The organism is Halomonas sp. MCCC 1A13316, assembly GCF_014931605.1.
GTDB lineage: Bacteria > Pseudomonadota > Gammaproteobacteria > Pseudomonadales > Halomonadaceae > Halomonas.
The window spans coordinates 1,491,194-1,506,139 of the sequence record NZ_CP053382.1; the positions used below are offsets into that span (position 1 = coordinate 1,491,194).

Below are 14,946 nucleotides of genomic sequence, written 5' to 3' on the forward strand. Positions count from 1 at the left end.
GCAACGGCTATGTGCAGCACGGCATCGGACGCGCTCTACGTCGCGTCCGTGCCAAGGATAGCGCGATATTGTGCCGCAAGCCGGGCGTCAAGGCAAAGCAGGCCGAGTCATATCGACGCCGAGGTGTCCAATAAGCGACTCCAATGACGCCCCTCCAGCACCTCCAAGGGGCGGTAGGCCTCCTTGTAGGCCATTTTACGGCAATCGCGAATCCAGTAACCCAGATAGACGTGGGGCAACCCCTCGCGGTAGGCCTCGTTGACAAGGCTCAGCACGGCAAAAGTGCCCAGCGAGCGGCGTTCCCATTCGTCGGAAGGGTCAAAGAAGGTGTAGATAGCGGAGAGGCCGTGTTCCAGGCGGTCGAAGGCGGAGACGGCGAGCAGGCGTTCGCCAAGGCGTAACTCGAGCAGCCGCGAATAGGGTTCGTCCAGAGTCAGGAAGGTGCGGTATTGTTCCCGGCTCGGCGGATACATGTCTCCATCCCAGTGGCGCACCCGGATGTAGCGTTCGTAGAGTGTGTAATGCTCGGGATCGAACAACGCTGGCCGCTCGATCAGGCGCAGATCGGCATTACGCCTGGTTACCCGACGTTGGCTGCGACTGGGCTGGAAGTCCTCGACCGGTATGCGCACCGAAACGCAGGCGCTGCAGCCTTCGCAGTGAGGTCGGTAGAGATGATGTCCGCTACGCCGAAATCCGAGCAGGGCGAGCGAGTCGTAGATTCCTTGGCCGTGAGATTCTTGGGGGTCGAGGAACAGGGTCGTGGCTTCGTGCCCCTCCAGGTAACTGCAGGCATGGGGCACTGTCAGGAAGAAGCGCAGATCCCTGATCGGGTGGCGAGGCGTATTGCTGCTCACGTTATTCGCCTCCTAAGTGAGTGCGGTCAAGGTCTCGACGCAGGGGTCGTCGGGCAGCGACCAACAGGGCAGCGGGTGCTGGCTGTCAGTGGGCCCCGGCGTCGCTAGGCATGATTCAAGATAGTTGATGAAATCGGCGCGGGCGATGTCTCGCGCCCCCAGGCGGGCGAGATGAGGGGTGCGCATCTGGCAATCGATCAGATGGCCGCCACCGGTGCGCATGGCGTGCACCAGATGCGCCAGGGCGACCTTGGAGGCATCGCTGGTACGCGAGAACATCGACTCACCGAAGAATACCGGGCCCATGGCCACGCCATAGAGCCCACCGACCAGCTCGCTGCCCTGCCAGACTTCCACCGAACGGGCATAGCCGAGACGGTGCAGCGTCACGTAGGCGGCATGCATCTCGGTGGTGATCCAGGTGCCGGGCTGCCCGTGGCGAGGGGCCGCGCAGGCCTGGACCACGCTGCTGAACTGGCGATTGAAGGTTACCGTGAAGCTGCCGTTGCGTAGCCGCTTGGCCAGGCTGCGGGAAACGCGCAATTCATCGGGGAACAGTACCATGCGCGGATTCGGACACCACCAGAGGATCGGTTGGTCGTCGCTGAACCAGGGAAAGATACCGCGTCGGTAGGCGGCCAGCAGCCATTCCGGAGTGAGCTCGCCTCCTGCTGCCAACAGGCCTTCCGGATCACGCAGAGCCTGCGAGACGGGAGGGAAACGCACAGGGCGCTCGGGAAGCCAGGACAGCATTGTAGTGGCGCTCCTCGTCGGCGTTGGTTTCACTAGTCTGACGCCGGAGTCGATTTGGCTCAAGCGACTGTCATGGCCTCTGTGCCGGGGGCTGTAGTCCCGGTATGATGGCGGCTGATTCATTCTGCTTCATGTAAGTTGGAAAGGCACCGTCCTGGTACGGTGCGAGGGGGTTGGCGAGTTGAGTGTAAAGGAAAAGGGCGTACCTCGGCATGCAGCGGAGGAGGACTCCCAGCAGCCGACCACGCGCCTGGCGCTTCACCTGCAAGGCGTGGCCCGGGAAGGGGCGATCATCATCCTGTTGGCAGCATGCGTATTCCTACTGCTGGCGCTGTTCAGCTATCAGCCGTCGGATCCGGGTTGGTCCCGCCGCGGCCCGGAAACCGCCGTCGCCAACTGGATGGGGCCCTTCGGCGCCTGGCTGGCCGATGTGCTCTACTCCCTGTTCGGTGCCAGCGCCCTGTGGTGGCCCGGCATGCTGGGTTTTGCCGGCTGGCGGCTGATTCGTACGCGCCGGGTGCAGATCGAATGGGACGCGACCGCCGTGGCCGTGCGCCTGGGTGGTCTGGTGTTGCTGCTGCTGGGCACGACCACGATGGGGGCGCTGCATTTCTATAGCCCGGACAGCATGCTGCCCTACGCATCGGGAGGCATCCTCGGTGAGGGGCTGGTCGGTGCCCTGGTGCCGCTGGTCGAATCGGGCGGCACCGGCCTGCTGGCGGTGGCCGCCATGCTGTGTGGGTTCCCTCTCTTCAGCGGCGTTTCCTGGTTGACGGTGATGGATGAGCTCGGACACCGTTTCCTGCACTTGTGGCAATGGGCGGCCACGCCCTTCGGCTTGTCCCGTGATCGCCAAGATCCGCACTGGGACGACGAAAGCCCCGCGGAGGCTGAGCTGGAAGAGAAGCCTGCGGATGAGCCGCGCCGCCGCTGGCGCTTCTGGCGCCGCCGCGGTGTAACGCCGGCCATCGATCGGGCGGCACAGCGCGAACCGGGCCTGGAGCCGTCCTTCGGCAATGACGGCGCTACCGATATCCCCTGGGACGTACCGGAGCGTACGCCTTCGGCCAAGCGCCCAGAGGCCGCCTACACGGCGCGCCAGGGCGAGGCAGCACCCGAGACGCGGCCAGCAGCCGCTTCAGCGACCCTGCCGGAGCCTGACCCGGGCGGTACCCGCAATGCCGATCCGCTGGCGGCAGGCGCGGTGCTCAAGGCCAGCCGCGATGACGATCTGTCCCCCGTGACCAGCTTGCCGCTGCGGGCAACGAAGGATGACGAAACTGAAACCGGGCTTGTCGAGCAGCCGGACAGCGCTCACTCGGCGGCTTCCGAAACATCGCCGACGAAAGGGGTCGGCGGGGCTCGGTCGGGCGAACGGCGCGAACCAGGGCTGGGCGACATGCGAGCGGAAGAACCGGTAGACGCGTCCGAGCCGCGCTTGAGCTGGAACGATATCGGCAACCTCGAGGTCGATGAGCAGGACGACGATGCTGCCGCCATCGAGCGCGCCTCGCCGGCCGCGGCCAGTGGCGAGCGGTACGAGGAGCAGGAGGAGGCGCACCATTATGCCGATCAGGCCGAAGGTCTGCGTACGTGGCGCGAGTCGGCCGCGCGCGCGCCGGACGAATCGACTTCCCGCAATACCGATGTAGGTCGCGTGGCGACTGCGGAGCAGGCGCGCGAAGCGGCAGAGGAGCCGGACGGCCCGACGCTGTGGACGGTGGAGCATCTGCAGAGCCAGCGTCCCGTACTCGACGACATGCCGGAGCCGGACGGCGAACTGCCCAGCTTGCGCCTGCTGACACCGCCGGAGCCGCACCAGCAAAATTATACTCAGCAGCAACTTGCCGACATGGCTGAGCTGCTTGAGACGCGCCTGCGCGAGTACGGGGTCAAGGCCGAGGTGGTGAATACCTGGCCGGGGCCGGTGATCACCCGCTTCGAGATCAAGCCCGCCGCTGGCGTGAAGGTGTCGAAGATCAGCAACCTGGCCAAGGATCTAGCGCGCTCGCTGATGGTCAAGAGCGTGCGCGTGGTCGAGGTGATCCCGGGCCGTCCCACGGTGGGTATCGAGATTCCCAACCCGCACCGGGCGATGATCCGCTTGCGCGAGGTGATCGACTCCGACCGCTATCAGCAGGAAGCCTCGGCGCTGACCATGGCGCTGGGCCAGGACATCGGCGGTGGCCCGGTGGTGGCCAACCTGGGCAAGATGCCTCATTTGCTGGTCGCCGGTACCACCGGTTCGGGCAAATCGGTGGGGGTCAACGCCATGCTCATCTCGATGCTGCTCAAGGCCACGCCCGAGGAGCTGCGCCTGATCATGGTCGACCCCAAGATGCTGGAGCTATCGGTCTACGACGGTATCCCGCACCTGCTGGCGCCGGTGGTCACCGACATGAAAGAGGCCGCCAACGCGCTGCGCTGGTGCGTGGCCGAAATGGAGCGGCGCTACAAACTGATGGCCGCCATGGGCGTGCGCAATATTGCCGGCTTCAATGGCAAGCTCGACGAGGCCGAGCGCGCCGGCGCCCAGGTCGCCGACCCGCTGTGGGAGCCGCAACCTTGGGAGATGCACGAATCGCCGCCGGTGCTCGAGAAACTGCCCTATATCGTGGTGGTGATCGACGAATTCGCCGACATGTTCATGATCGTCGGCAAGAAGGTAGAGGAGCTGATCGCGCGCCTGGCACAGAAGGCCCGTGCGGCCGGTATCCACCTGATCCTGGCGACCCAACGGCCCTCGGTGGACGTGGTCACCGGCTTGATCAAGGCCAATATTCCCACGCGTATGGCCTTCCAGGTCTCGTCCAAGGTCGATTCACGCACCATTCTCGACCAGGGGGGCGCCGAAAATCTGCTGGGTCACGGTGACATGCTCTACCTTCCGGCCGGCTCAGGGTTGCCGACCCGTGTACACGGTGCTTTCGTCGATGATGACGAAGTGCACCGGGTGGTCGAGGACTGGAAGCGTCGTGGGGAACCGGAGTACATCGACGAGATCCTTGCCGGTGGCGTCTCGGCCGAGGCCTTGACCGGGCTCGAGGCCGACGGCAGCGAGGGTGGCGGCGATGCCGAGCAGGATGCGCTCTACGACGAGGCGGTACAGTTCGTCACCGAAAGCCGGCGTGCCTCCATCTCGGCAGTGCAGCGCCGCTTCAAGATTGGTTACAACCGTGCCGCACGCCTTGTGGAAGCCATGGAGGCGGCCGGTGTGGTCTCCTCGATGGGAACCAACGGCGGCCGCGAGGTGCTGGCGCCGCCGCCGGTAGGACACTGATTCCCGGCGTCGCCGTCGGGCGACAATCATGCATGAATCATGAAAGCGCCGGCGGGCATGCAACCCGCCGGCACGCAGCGAGTCCGAGAGACAGGAGTCATTCAGGACCCGCCCAGGGAGAGACAAGATGAGCATGAAGAAGACCCTAGCTGCACTGGCCCTGACCGCCATGCCGGCCGTCGCCTTGGCCAATGAAGGTGCCGAGCGCCTGGCCAGCATGCTGGAGCCGTTGGAAACCGTCGAAGCGAGCTTCGAACAGCTAATACTCGATGGCAGCGGCGAGCGCCTGCAACAGGCCAACGGCCGTATGTGGCTGTCGCGTCCAGGCAAGTTCCGCTGGGAGGTCGACGCCCCCTACCAGCAAGAAGTGGTTTCCGACGGCAGCGAGGTCTATCTCTACGATCCCGACCTGGAACAGGTCACCGTGCAGGCGCTCGATGAACGCGTGACCCATACGCCAGCGCTTCTTCTCTCGGGCAGTGCCGGCGAGCTGACCCAGAGCTACGAGGTATCGCGTCAGCAGCAGGGCGGCAGCGAAACCTTCCGTCTGGTGCCGAAATCGCCCGACACCTTGTTCGAAGAGCTGCAGATGACCTTCAGCGGCGAACGGCTCGCGGCGCTGCAGATGATCGACAGCACCGGCCAGGAGACCGTCATCGAGTTCAGCGACGTGCGTACCAATCATGCCATCGACGATCGCCGCTTTGCGTTCGAAATTCCCGAAGGGACAGACGTCATCCGTGACGCGCACTGAAACCTGTCGTACCCGCTAGCGCCGCCCTCGAGGCGGCGCTTTCGTCTCTACTCGCCTTCACTCCGATCGGCGCGGGCATCCAGCTCGGCGCGCCAGGCCATTAGCTGGGCGTAGCGCTTCTCCTGGCCATGCTCGCTGGGCAGGTAGAAGGCCTCGTGTGGCAGGCCTTCGGGCCAGCAGTCGTGCGCGCTGCCCGCCGGGTAACCCTCCGGCTCATTGTGGGCGTAGCGATAGCCGCTACCGTGGCCAAGCGACTCCATCAACTTGGTTGGGGCGTTGCGCAGGTAGGTAGGCACCTCCAGGCGCGGCTGGGAGGTGGCAAACGCCTTGGCCCGCTTCCATGCCTGGTCGATGGCATTGCTCTTGGGCGCGATGGAGAGATGAATGGCAGCGTGGGCGATGGCGCGCTGGCCCTCGTAGTCGCCCAGGCGCAGGTAGGCGTCCCAGGCCGCCATAACCAGCGGCAGGGCGCGCGGGTCGGCGTTGCCGACGTCCTCGGAGGCAATCGCCGCCAGGCGGCGCACCACGTCGAGCGGGTCGCCGCCGCCCTGGATGAAGCGGGCGATATAGAGCAGGGCTGCATCCTGGCGCGACGAGCGCACCGACTTGTGGATTGCCGAAAGCAGGTCGTAGTAATAATCGCCCTGCTTGTCGAAGGCGCTGGCCTGATGACCGAGCGCGGCATCCAGCGCTTCGCGCGGCAGCCGCTCGCGATCGTCCTCGGGTACGGTGAAGTCGCAGGCGGTCTCCAGCATGCCCAGAGCGCGGCGAGCGTCGCCGGCGGCCGCACGGGCCAGCATTCCCAGCACCTCGTCTTCGACAACGATGTTGCGCTCGCCCAGGCCGCGTTCCCGGTCATTGAGGGCGTGTCGCATCACTTCGATGAGCTCGTCATCGTCGAGCGCAGTGAGCACGTACACACGGGCACGCGAGAGCAGGGCGGAATTGACCTCGAAGGAGGGGTTTTCGGTAGTGGCGCCGATCAGCGTCAGCAGGCCCGACTCCACGTGGGGCAGCAGGGCGTCCTGCTGGCTCTTGTTGAGCCGGTGGATCTCGTCGAGGAACAGCAAGGTGGCGCGCCCCTGGGCCTGCATGGCGCGGGCCCGCTCCACCGCGGCGCGTATCTCCTTGACGCCTGCCATCACCGCAGACAATCGCTCCAGGTGGGTGCCGGAGTGGTCGGCGAGGATCTCGGCCAGCGTTGTCTTGCCGGTGCCGGGCGGCCCCCACAGGATCATCGAGCGCACGCTGCCGGTTTCGGCCATGCGCCGCAGCGGTTTACCCGGCCCGACCAGGGCCTGTTGGCCCACATAGTCGTCGAACCGCCGCGGGCGCATGCGAAACGCCAGCGGTGCGGAATCGTCGGGCACCTGGCCGAAAAGATCCATGAAGCGTTCTCCTTGTACTGCCCGGCAACGCCGAGATATGGGGTTCGCAGATACTCGAGGCTGGCAATACGACCTTAGGCGATGTGCGGGATCGAGCCAAAGGGTCTAGGGTTGAGATTGCATCCTGCCATTGCGTGTCTTGAAAGCGACGAGTCCGTAGCCTGATAGCGACAAGACTGAACCTGCTTCTGTCCCGTGAATCCAAACCTTATTACCCGCTCATCGTTAGAGGAGGCCTCGACATGCCCATGCTGACCCAGTTGCGTCAGGATCATGCCAATATGGCGCGCATGTTGCACGTTCTTCAGCTCAAGCAAAAGGCCCTGGTCGCAGGCGAGCGCCCCAATTTCCAGCTGGTTCGTGAGGTTGTCGATTACATACTCGACTATATGGAGGAGTTTACCGTGCCGCTGGAGCGTGTCTGCACGGAGCGGCTGCAGGCCTTGGCCCCTGAGACCCGAGACCTGACGGAGAAGCTCTCTAGCGACTACAAAGCCCTGCGTCAGCGCCTGATGCGGCTTTCCACCGATATCGACATGATCCTGATGGATGCTGTAGTCCCCATGGATCGCTTCGCCGAGGATCTCAGGGCCTATCTCGATGCGCATCGCGCCTATCTGCGCGACGAGCGCGAACTGCTCTTCCCGCTGATTCGCCAGCATTTCAACGACAGCGACCTCGAACTTCTGGCTCAAACGCTTCCTGAAGGGGCCGCCGCCAAGCTGGAACGGTTGCAGCAGGCTTATCCAGAGCTCTACGCCGAACTGCGAGAAACAGCGGAACCGGCGGCTTGACAGCGAAGCGCCGATCCTGACCGGTGAACCTAGGCTTCTGCTCGCTCGGCATGCTGCTAGAATAGGCCTTTTCTAGTAGCAGCCGAGCGATTTCCATGAGCTTCGTTTTGCCATGCCCGGCCCGATACTGATCTTCGATTCAGGCGTCGGCGGTCTGTCAGTCGTTCCCCCGCTCAGGCATCGTCTGCCCGATGCCGCGCTGGTGTATGCCTGTGACAATGCCATGTTGCCTTACGGCACGCGTCCCGATGGCTGGCTGGTGGAGCGCATTCTCGCGGTGTGCGAAGCTGCGGTGGCCGCCAGCGGTTGTTGTGTGCTGGTGGTGGCATGCAACACTGCCAGTACACTGGCGCTGGGTGCCCTGCGCGCCCAGTTGACGGTGCCGGTGGTCGGCACGGTGCCGGCGATCAAGCCTGCTGCCGCCATGAGCGCTAGTCGCCATATCGGCCTGCTGGCGACCAGTGCCACCGTGATGCGGCCTTATACCGACCGCCTGATCGAGGCGTTTGCCGCCGATTGCCGGGTCACTCGGGTGGCCGCCGACCCCTTGGTGCGCGAGGCCGAACGTCTGCTCGCCGGGGGCGAGCCGGACCGGGCCGTTATCCGCGCCGTCATGCAGCCTCTGAGCAGTGAGCCCGACCTCGATACCGTGGTGCTTGGCTGCACTCACTTTCCGCTGCTCGGAGAACGGCTCGTCGCTGCGTTCCCGCGACCGATTCGCCTGGTCGATTCCAGCGACGCCATTGCCCGACGCACGGTGCAAGTGGCGAGCAGCCCGGTATCGAGGATGGGGCGCGACCAGAGCCTGGCCACGGCTCCCGATGCCGGACTGGCCCGGGCCATGGCGACCTTTGGCTTCGACGAACCGAGCCTGCTGATCGTCGGCTGATTTCCTTTCATACTTCCTGCACACGACTGGAGATGCCGTGCCCATTCCCATTGTCGACCCTGCACGCTACGAGCAGGAGCTAGAGGCCAAGCGCGAGCGTATCGGCCAGCAGTTCGAACGCTTCGGTCCGCCTGAACTCGAGGTCTTCCCGTCGCCGGCGAGCCATTATCGGCAGCGCTGCGAGTTTCGCGTGTGGCATGAAGGTGACGATCTCTTTTATGCCATGTTCGACGTCGACCCCGACGACCCCAAGCAGAAGCGAGTGATTCGTCTCGACGACTATCCGGTGGCCAGTCGGCGCATCAACGAACTGATGCCACGCCTGCGCCAGGCGCTGCTGGAAAGCGACGTGCTGCGTCGGCGCTTGTTCCAGGTCGAATTCCTGACCACGCTGTCCGGGGAGGCCTTGGTTACCTTGATCTATCACCGCCCGCTGGACGCGGCCTGGGAAGAGGAGGCGAGGCGCCTGCAGCAGCGGCTCGACATTCTGATCATCGGCCGCTCGCGCAAGCAGCGGCTGGTGCTCGAGCGCGACCATGTCTGGGAGCGGCTGGAGGTGGAGGGCCGCACCCTGCACTACCAGCAGGTGGAGAACAGTTTCACCCAGCCCAATGCCGAGATCAGCCGCGATATGCTGACCTGGGCGCGGGACGCGACCCGGGGCAGCCAGGACAGCGACCTGGTGGAACTGTACTGCGGCAACGGCAACTTCACCGTGGCGCTGGCCGAGAACTTCCGCCGCGTCTTGGCGACCGAGATTACGCGCACCTCAGTGGCCAGTGCCCAGCAGAACCTGGCGGCCAACGCCATCGGCAACGCGGTAGTGGGGCGCATGTCGGCGGAGGAGTTCAGCGCCGCGCTCAAGGGCGAGAAGGGCGGCAGGCGAGTGACGGAAATGGCGCTGGGGGAGTACGACTTCTCCACCGTGCTGGTGGACCCGCCTCGTGCCGGCCTCGACGAGGACAGCTGCCGTCAGCTGAGCGAATATCCGCGAATCGTCTATATTTCATGCAACCCCGATACATTGGAGCGCAACCTGGAGGCGCTGAGCCGCACTCATCGGCTGGCCCGTTTCGCGCTGTTCGACCAGTTTCCCTGGACCCATCATTGTGAATGCGGAGTGTTGCTGGAGAGAATTTACGACTGACGAGCCGTCCACCCCATTCGGAAGGGGGCGGCATTGTCAAGTAGCGAAACGTCCCGTCTTGATGCACAAGCGACATGCTCCATGAGAAGACTGGCAAGTCGGTGGGGTGTGGCGCAGGGCTGCAGTAAGCTTCCCCGACACGTGACCGTGGGTCACGCCGATTCTTTCCCAGGGCCGAGACACGGCCCCAGGCAGCCGAGGTGAGGGATGCAATACGAGACGATCGAAGTTGGCCGGCAGGAAATTCTCAAGCAGCTGCGCGAACGCCTGGATAGCCGACTCGAGAAGGCGAGGGCCGACGAAGTAGAAGCCTTCGCCCGCCACTTCTACGCCACGGTTCCCCTGGAGGATCTGGCCGATCGTCGGCTGGACGACCTCTATGGTGCCACCTTGTCGGTATGGCACTTCATCCAGAACTTCGATCACGCTTTGCCCAAGGTTCGCGTCTTCAATCCTGACTTCGAGGAGCATGGCTGGCAGTCCTCGCACACCTTCGTGGCCGTGCTGCACGAGGACATGCCGTTCCTGGTCGACTCGGTACGCATCGAGCTGAACCGGCGCGGTCTGACCGTCCATGCGATCCACAATGCCGTGCTGGCGGTGGAGCGCAACCGCAGCCACGACCTGCTGCAGGTCGGTTCGCCGCGTGAGGCGAATGCTCCAGATCATCGCGAGTCGTTGATTGCCATCGAGATCGATCGTCACTCCAGCCCCGAGGTGTTGGCTGATATCGAGCAGTCGCTGCAGGAGGTGTTGCGTGACGTTCGCATTGCCGTGGGCGACTACGAGGCGATGAGCGAGCGCGCCCGCGACGTGGTTACCGAGCTCAAGGCCACTCGCCCCGAGCAGATCGAGCCAGGCGATCACGAAGAGGCGATTGCCTTCCTCGAGTGGCTGGTGCGCGACAATTTCACCTTCCTCGGCTACGACGCCTACAGCATCGAGTCCGATGCCGACGGAGACCGGCTGGCCAAGGAGCCGGGCAGCGAGCTCGGCGTGTTCCGCCTGGACCTGCCGCGCTACCAGGAGCGCATCCGCACCGAGATCGGCATCGAGGGTAATCGCTTCGTGCTGGTGCCTCAACTGCTCTCCTTCGCCAAGAGTTCGCACCATGCGCGGGTTCATCGGCCTACCTACCCGGATTACATATCCATCGATCGCTACGACGAGCAGGGCCGGGTCATCGGCGAACACCGCTTCCTCGGCCTCTTCACTTCAAGCCTCTACAATGAGTCGCCGCGCAATATCCCACTGCTGCGGCACAAGCTCAAGGCAGTGATGGAGATAGCCGGCTTCAACCCCAAGGGTCACAACGGCAAGCAACTGCTGCAGATCCTCGAGGTCTATCCGCGCGACGACCTGTTCCAGATCGACACCCAGGAGCTCGCCGACACGGCACTGGGCATTCTTGATATTCGCGAGCGTCGGCGGGTGCGCCTGTTCATTCGCACCGACCGCTCCGGCCGCTTCCACTCCTGCCTTGTGTTCGTTCCGCGCGACGTCTTCTCCACCGACCTGCGCGTGCGCATCCAGAACCTGTTGTGCGAGGAGCTCGACGCCACCTTCGGCGACTTCAATACCTATCTCTCCGAATCGATACTCGCCCGCATACAGTTCATCCTGCGCTTTCGCGGCGATACCCCCCGCGAGGTCAACCTCAAGCGCCTGGAAACCAAGGTGGCCCAACTGGCCCGCAGTTGGCGCGACGAGTTGCACGAGGCGATGGTGGAGGGCTTCGGCGAGGAGCAGGCCAACCAACTGATGGACCGCTTTCGCGATGCCTTCCCGGCCAGCTACCGGGACGATTTCGGCTCGCGTACCGCGGTTTTCGACCTGCAGCACCTGGCCGACCTCGACGCCGGCGAGCCGTTGGCGCTCACCCTCTACCGCCTGGTGGAGGAGGAGGGTAGCGGGGTCAACCTCAAGCTGTTCCAGCGCGACCGCCCGATTCCGCTTTCCGACGTGCTGCCGGTGATGGAAAACCTGGGGCTGCGCGTGATTGGCGAGCGCCCCTACGAGTTCGTCACGCCCGAGATGCGTTACTGGCTGCATGACTTCGACCTCGAGCACCATACCGCCACCGAAGTCAGCTTGCAGAAGATGCGCGAACCTTTCATCGAGGCGTTCAAGCGCATCTGGGCCGGGGAGGCAGAGAACGACGCCTTCAACCGCCTGGTGATCGCCGCCAACCTGGACTGGCGCGAAGTGGCCATGCTGCGTGGCTATGCGCGCTACCTGAAGCAGATTCGCTTCGGCATGTCGCAGGATTACATCGCCACCACGCTGACGAGCTACCCGGAGATCACCCATGAGCTGGTTGCCCTGTTCAAGCTGCGCTTCGACCCCGAGCAGCGTCCTGGAGAGAACGAGGTTACCGACTGCATAGAGCGCATCAACCGTCACCTCGACGGTGTGGCCAGCCTCAACGACGATCAACTGCTGCGCCGCTTCATGGAACTGATTCGGGCCACCCTGCGCACCAATTACTATCAGCAAACCGTCGATGGCAGGTTCAAGGACTACATTGCCTACAAGCTCGATCCCAAGCGGGTCACCGGCATGCCCAAACCGCGCCCGGTCTTCGAGATATTCGTCTGCTCACCGCGTGTCGAGGGTGTCCACTTGCGTGGCGGCAAGGTCGCTCGCGGGGGGCTGCGCTGGTCGGACCGCCAGGAGGACTTTCGCACCGAGGTGCTGGGCCTGGTCAAGGCGCAGCAGGTCAAGAACGCGGTCATCGTGCCGGTGGGGGCCAAGGGAGGCTTCATCTGCAAGCGCTTGCCAGAAGGCGGTGACCGTGACGCCATCCAGCAGGAGGGCATCGCCTGCTACAAGACCTTCATCCGTGCGCTGCTCGACGTCACCGACAACCTAGTTGGCGGCGATGTAGTGCCGCCGAAGGAGGTGGTGCGTCACGACGACGACGATGCCTACCTGGTGGTGGCGGCTGACAAGGGCACCGCGACCTTCTCCGACATCGCCAACGAGATCTCTGTCGAGTACGGCCACTGGCTGGGCGATGCTTTCGCCTCCGGCGGGGCCAATGGCTATGACCACAAGAAGATGGGCATCACCGCACGCGGCGCCTGGGAGTCGGTGAAGCGCCATTTCCGCAATCTGGGCCTGAATACCCAGCAGGAAGAGTTCACCGTGCTCGGTATCGGCGACATGGCCGGCGACGTGTTCGGCAACGGCATGCTGCTCTCCGACAAGATTCGCCTGTTGGGGGCCTTCAACCACCTGCATATCTTCGTCGACCCGCACCCCGATGCCGCCAGCACCTTTGCCGAACGCCAGCGGATGTTCCAGTTGGCGCGCTCCAGCTGGGAGGATTTCGACGCTTCGCTGATCTCCGAAGGCGGCGGCGTGTTCAAGCGTAGCGCCAAGTCGATCCCGATCACGCCGCAGATGAAGGAGGTATTCGATATCGAGGAGGAGCGGCTCTCGCCCAACGATCTGATCCGTGCCATGCTCAAGTCGCGGTACGACCTGCTGTGGAACGGCGGCATCGGCACCTATGTCAAGGGCAGCCTGGAAACCGATGCCATGGTCGGCGACAAGGCCAACGACGCGCTGCGCATCAACGGTAGTGAGCTCAACTGCCGCGTGGTCGGCGAGGGCGGAAACCTGGGTCTGACCCAGCGCGGCCGCATGGAGGCCGCCGCCAAGGGCGTGTTGGTCAATACCGACTTCATCGATAACGCCGGCGGGGTCAACTGCTCCGACCACGAGGTCAACATCAAGATCCTCATCGACGAGGTGGTCAAGCGCGGCGACATGACCGAGAAGCAGCGCAATCAGTTGCTTGCCGACATGACCGAGGAGGTGGCCGAGCTGGTCATTCTCGACAACTATCGCCAGACCCAGGCGCTGGATCTCTCGTCGATTCTTTCGCGCTATGGCATCGGCCCCTACCGGCGCTTCATCGGCGAACTGGAAGCCGCTGGCCAGCTCGATCGCGAGCTCGAGTTCCTGCCCACCGACGAGGAGCTGCAGGAGCGTGCCAACACCGAGCAGGGCATGACCCATCCGGAACTCTCGGTGTTGATCTCCTACGCCAAGAGCGTGCTAAAGGGCGACGTGCTGGCCTCCGACGTGCCTGACGATCCCTATATCCAGCAATACGTGGAGCGGATCTTCCCGGGTGTCCTTGTCGAGCGCTTCCATGACGAGATGTATGCTCACCGCCTCAAGCGCGAGATCGTCACCACTCAGGTGGCCAACGACCTGGTCGATCACATGGGCATCGTCTTCGTGCTTCGCCTCATCGACTCCACCGGGGCCAGTCCCGCCGATGTCGCTCGCGCCTATATCATCGCCCGCGACAGCTTCCAGCTTTCCGACCTGTGGGAGCGCATCGAAGCACTGGATAACCAAGTACCAAGCGAAGTCCAGTATTCGATGATGCTCGATCTGATGCGGCTGATCCGGCGCACCACCCGTTGGTTCCTTCGCCAACGCTTGGGCCTCTCCACGCGTGATGCCATCGAGTACTTCGCGCCGCGCGTGGCCCAGCTGCAGGAGGGGATCGGCGAACTGCTGCGCGGCGAGGAGTGCAGCCGCTGGGAGCACAAGCGCGGCGAGCTGCTCGAGGCCGGTGTACCCGAGGAATTGGCTGCCACCGTGGCCGCGTCGGGCAGTCTCTACGGTGCGCTCGGGATCATCCAGGCGGCACGCCAGACCGACGAGAAGCCGCAGCGTGTTGCCGAGGTCTTCTTTGCCATCGGCGATCGACTCGAGCTGCCCTGGATGATCCAGCAGGTGAGCAACCTCGAGGTGCGCGACAGCTGGCAGGCTCAGGCTCGCGAGACCTTCCGCGACGACATCGATCGCCAACAGCTGGCGCTCACCACCAGCGTGCTGAAGACCGAGGACGGACGCGAGCCGGACGAGCGCGTCGACAATTGGTTGACCATGCACGCTTCGCTGCACGAACGCTGGTGCCGTCTGATCGCCGAGGTACGTGGCGGCAGCCAGGCGAGCTTTCCGCTGTTCGCCGTGGCGGTGCGCGAACTGGTCGACCTGGCCGAGAGCAACGGCGAGGCCTGAGCGAGAACGCCACTCTCCCGTTAGCGTAGTGACGCACC

Annotated in this window: 9 protein-coding genes; 6 read left to right on the forward strand and 3 right to left on the reverse strand. The window is 64.2% G+C overall.

Features of this window, described 5'->3' with window-relative positions:
- Positions 1–107: 107 nt before the first annotated feature.
- Positions 108–857, reverse strand: coding sequence for an arginyltransferase (locus HNO52_RS06980; protein ID WP_197568444.1), 750 nt, complete (start codon positions 855–857; stop codon positions 108–110).
- A 12-nt stretch (positions 858–869) separates the two neighbouring features.
- Positions 870–1,610 carry a leucyl/phenylalanyl-tRNA--protein transferase gene (gene aat / locus HNO52_RS06985; protein WP_197568445.1) on the reverse strand — a complete coding sequence of 247 codons (741 nt, stop codon included), beginning with the start codon at positions 1,608–1,610 and terminating at the stop codon, positions 870–872.
- A gap of 181 nt (positions 1,611–1,791) precedes the next feature.
- On the opposite strand from aat, the gene HNO52_RS06990 reads away from it, so the two are divergent.
- Together HNO52_RS06990 and lolA are read left to right on the forward strand one after the other, a co-directional pair.
- Entirely contained in the window at positions 1,792–4,890 is a 3,099-nt protein-coding gene (locus HNO52_RS06990; protein WP_442907133.1) for a DNA translocase FtsK, read from the forward strand.
- A 127-nt stretch (positions 4,891–5,017) separates the two neighbouring features.
- Complete coding sequence (gene lolA, locus HNO52_RS06995; protein WP_197568446.1) at positions 5,018–5,644, forward strand: outer membrane lipoprotein periplasmic chaperone LolA; 627 nt, start codon at positions 5,018–5,020, stop codon at positions 5,642–5,644.
- 47 nt (positions 5,645–5,691) lie between these two features.
- Here the strand turns inward: lolA and HNO52_RS07000 are convergent, their stop codons facing one another.
- On the reverse strand, positions 5,692–7,032 hold the full coding sequence (locus HNO52_RS07000) for a replication-associated recombination protein A (RefSeq protein ID WP_197568447.1): 1,341 nt from the start codon (positions 7,030–7,032) through the stop codon (positions 5,692–5,694).
- 248 nt (positions 7,033–7,280) lie between these two features.
- On the opposite strand from HNO52_RS07000, the gene HNO52_RS07005 reads away from it, so the two are divergent.
- From HNO52_RS07005 to HNO52_RS07020, 4 genes are all read left to right on the forward strand, one after another.
- Positions 7,281–7,826, forward strand: coding sequence for a hemerythrin domain-containing protein (locus HNO52_RS07005; RefSeq protein WP_197569132.1), 546 nt, complete (start codon positions 7,281–7,283; stop codon positions 7,824–7,826).
- Positions 7,827–7,938: 112 nt separating this feature from the next.
- Positions 7,939–8,715 (forward strand): glutamate racemase, encoded by a 777-nt coding sequence (gene murI, locus HNO52_RS07010; RefSeq protein ID WP_197568448.1) that lies wholly within the window; start codon positions 7,939–7,941, stop codon positions 8,713–8,715.
- 37 nt (positions 8,716–8,752) lie between these two features.
- Positions 8,753–9,862, forward strand: coding sequence for a tRNA (uridine(54)-C5)-methyltransferase TrmA (trmA, locus tag HNO52_RS07015; protein WP_197568449.1), 1,110 nt, complete (start codon positions 8,753–8,755; stop codon positions 9,860–9,862).
- A gap of 207 nt (positions 9,863–10,069) precedes the next feature.
- Entirely contained in the window at positions 10,070–14,908 is a 4,839-nt protein-coding gene (locus HNO52_RS07020) for an NAD-glutamate dehydrogenase (RefSeq protein ID WP_197568450.1), read from the forward strand.
- Positions 14,909–14,946: the final 38 nt, after the last annotated feature.

Excerpts from the sequence above, each read along its gene's own strand:
- HNO52_RS07020 (WP_197568450.1), top strand. The coding sequence starts at position 10,070 with ATGCAATACGAGACGATCGAAGTTGGCCGGCAGGAAATTCTCAAGCAG.
- HNO52_RS07000 (WP_197568447.1), bottom strand. The coding sequence starts at position 7,032 with ATGGATCTTTTCGGCCAGGTGCCCGACGATTCCGCACCGCTGGCGTTT.
- aat (WP_197568445.1), bottom strand. The coding sequence starts at position 1,610 with ATGCTGTCCTGGCTTCCCGAGCGCCCTGTGCGTTTCCCTCCCGTCTCG.
- lolA (WP_197568446.1), top strand. The coding sequence starts at position 5,018 with ATGAGCATGAAGAAGACCCTAGCTGCACTGGCCCTGACCGCCATGCCG.
- HNO52_RS07005 (WP_197569132.1), top strand. The coding sequence starts at position 7,281 with ATGCTGACCCAGTTGCGTCAGGATCATGCCAATATGGCGCGCATGTTG.
- murI (WP_197568448.1), top strand. The coding sequence starts at position 7,939 with ATGCCCGGCCCGATACTGATCTTCGATTCAGGCGTCGGCGGTCTGTCA.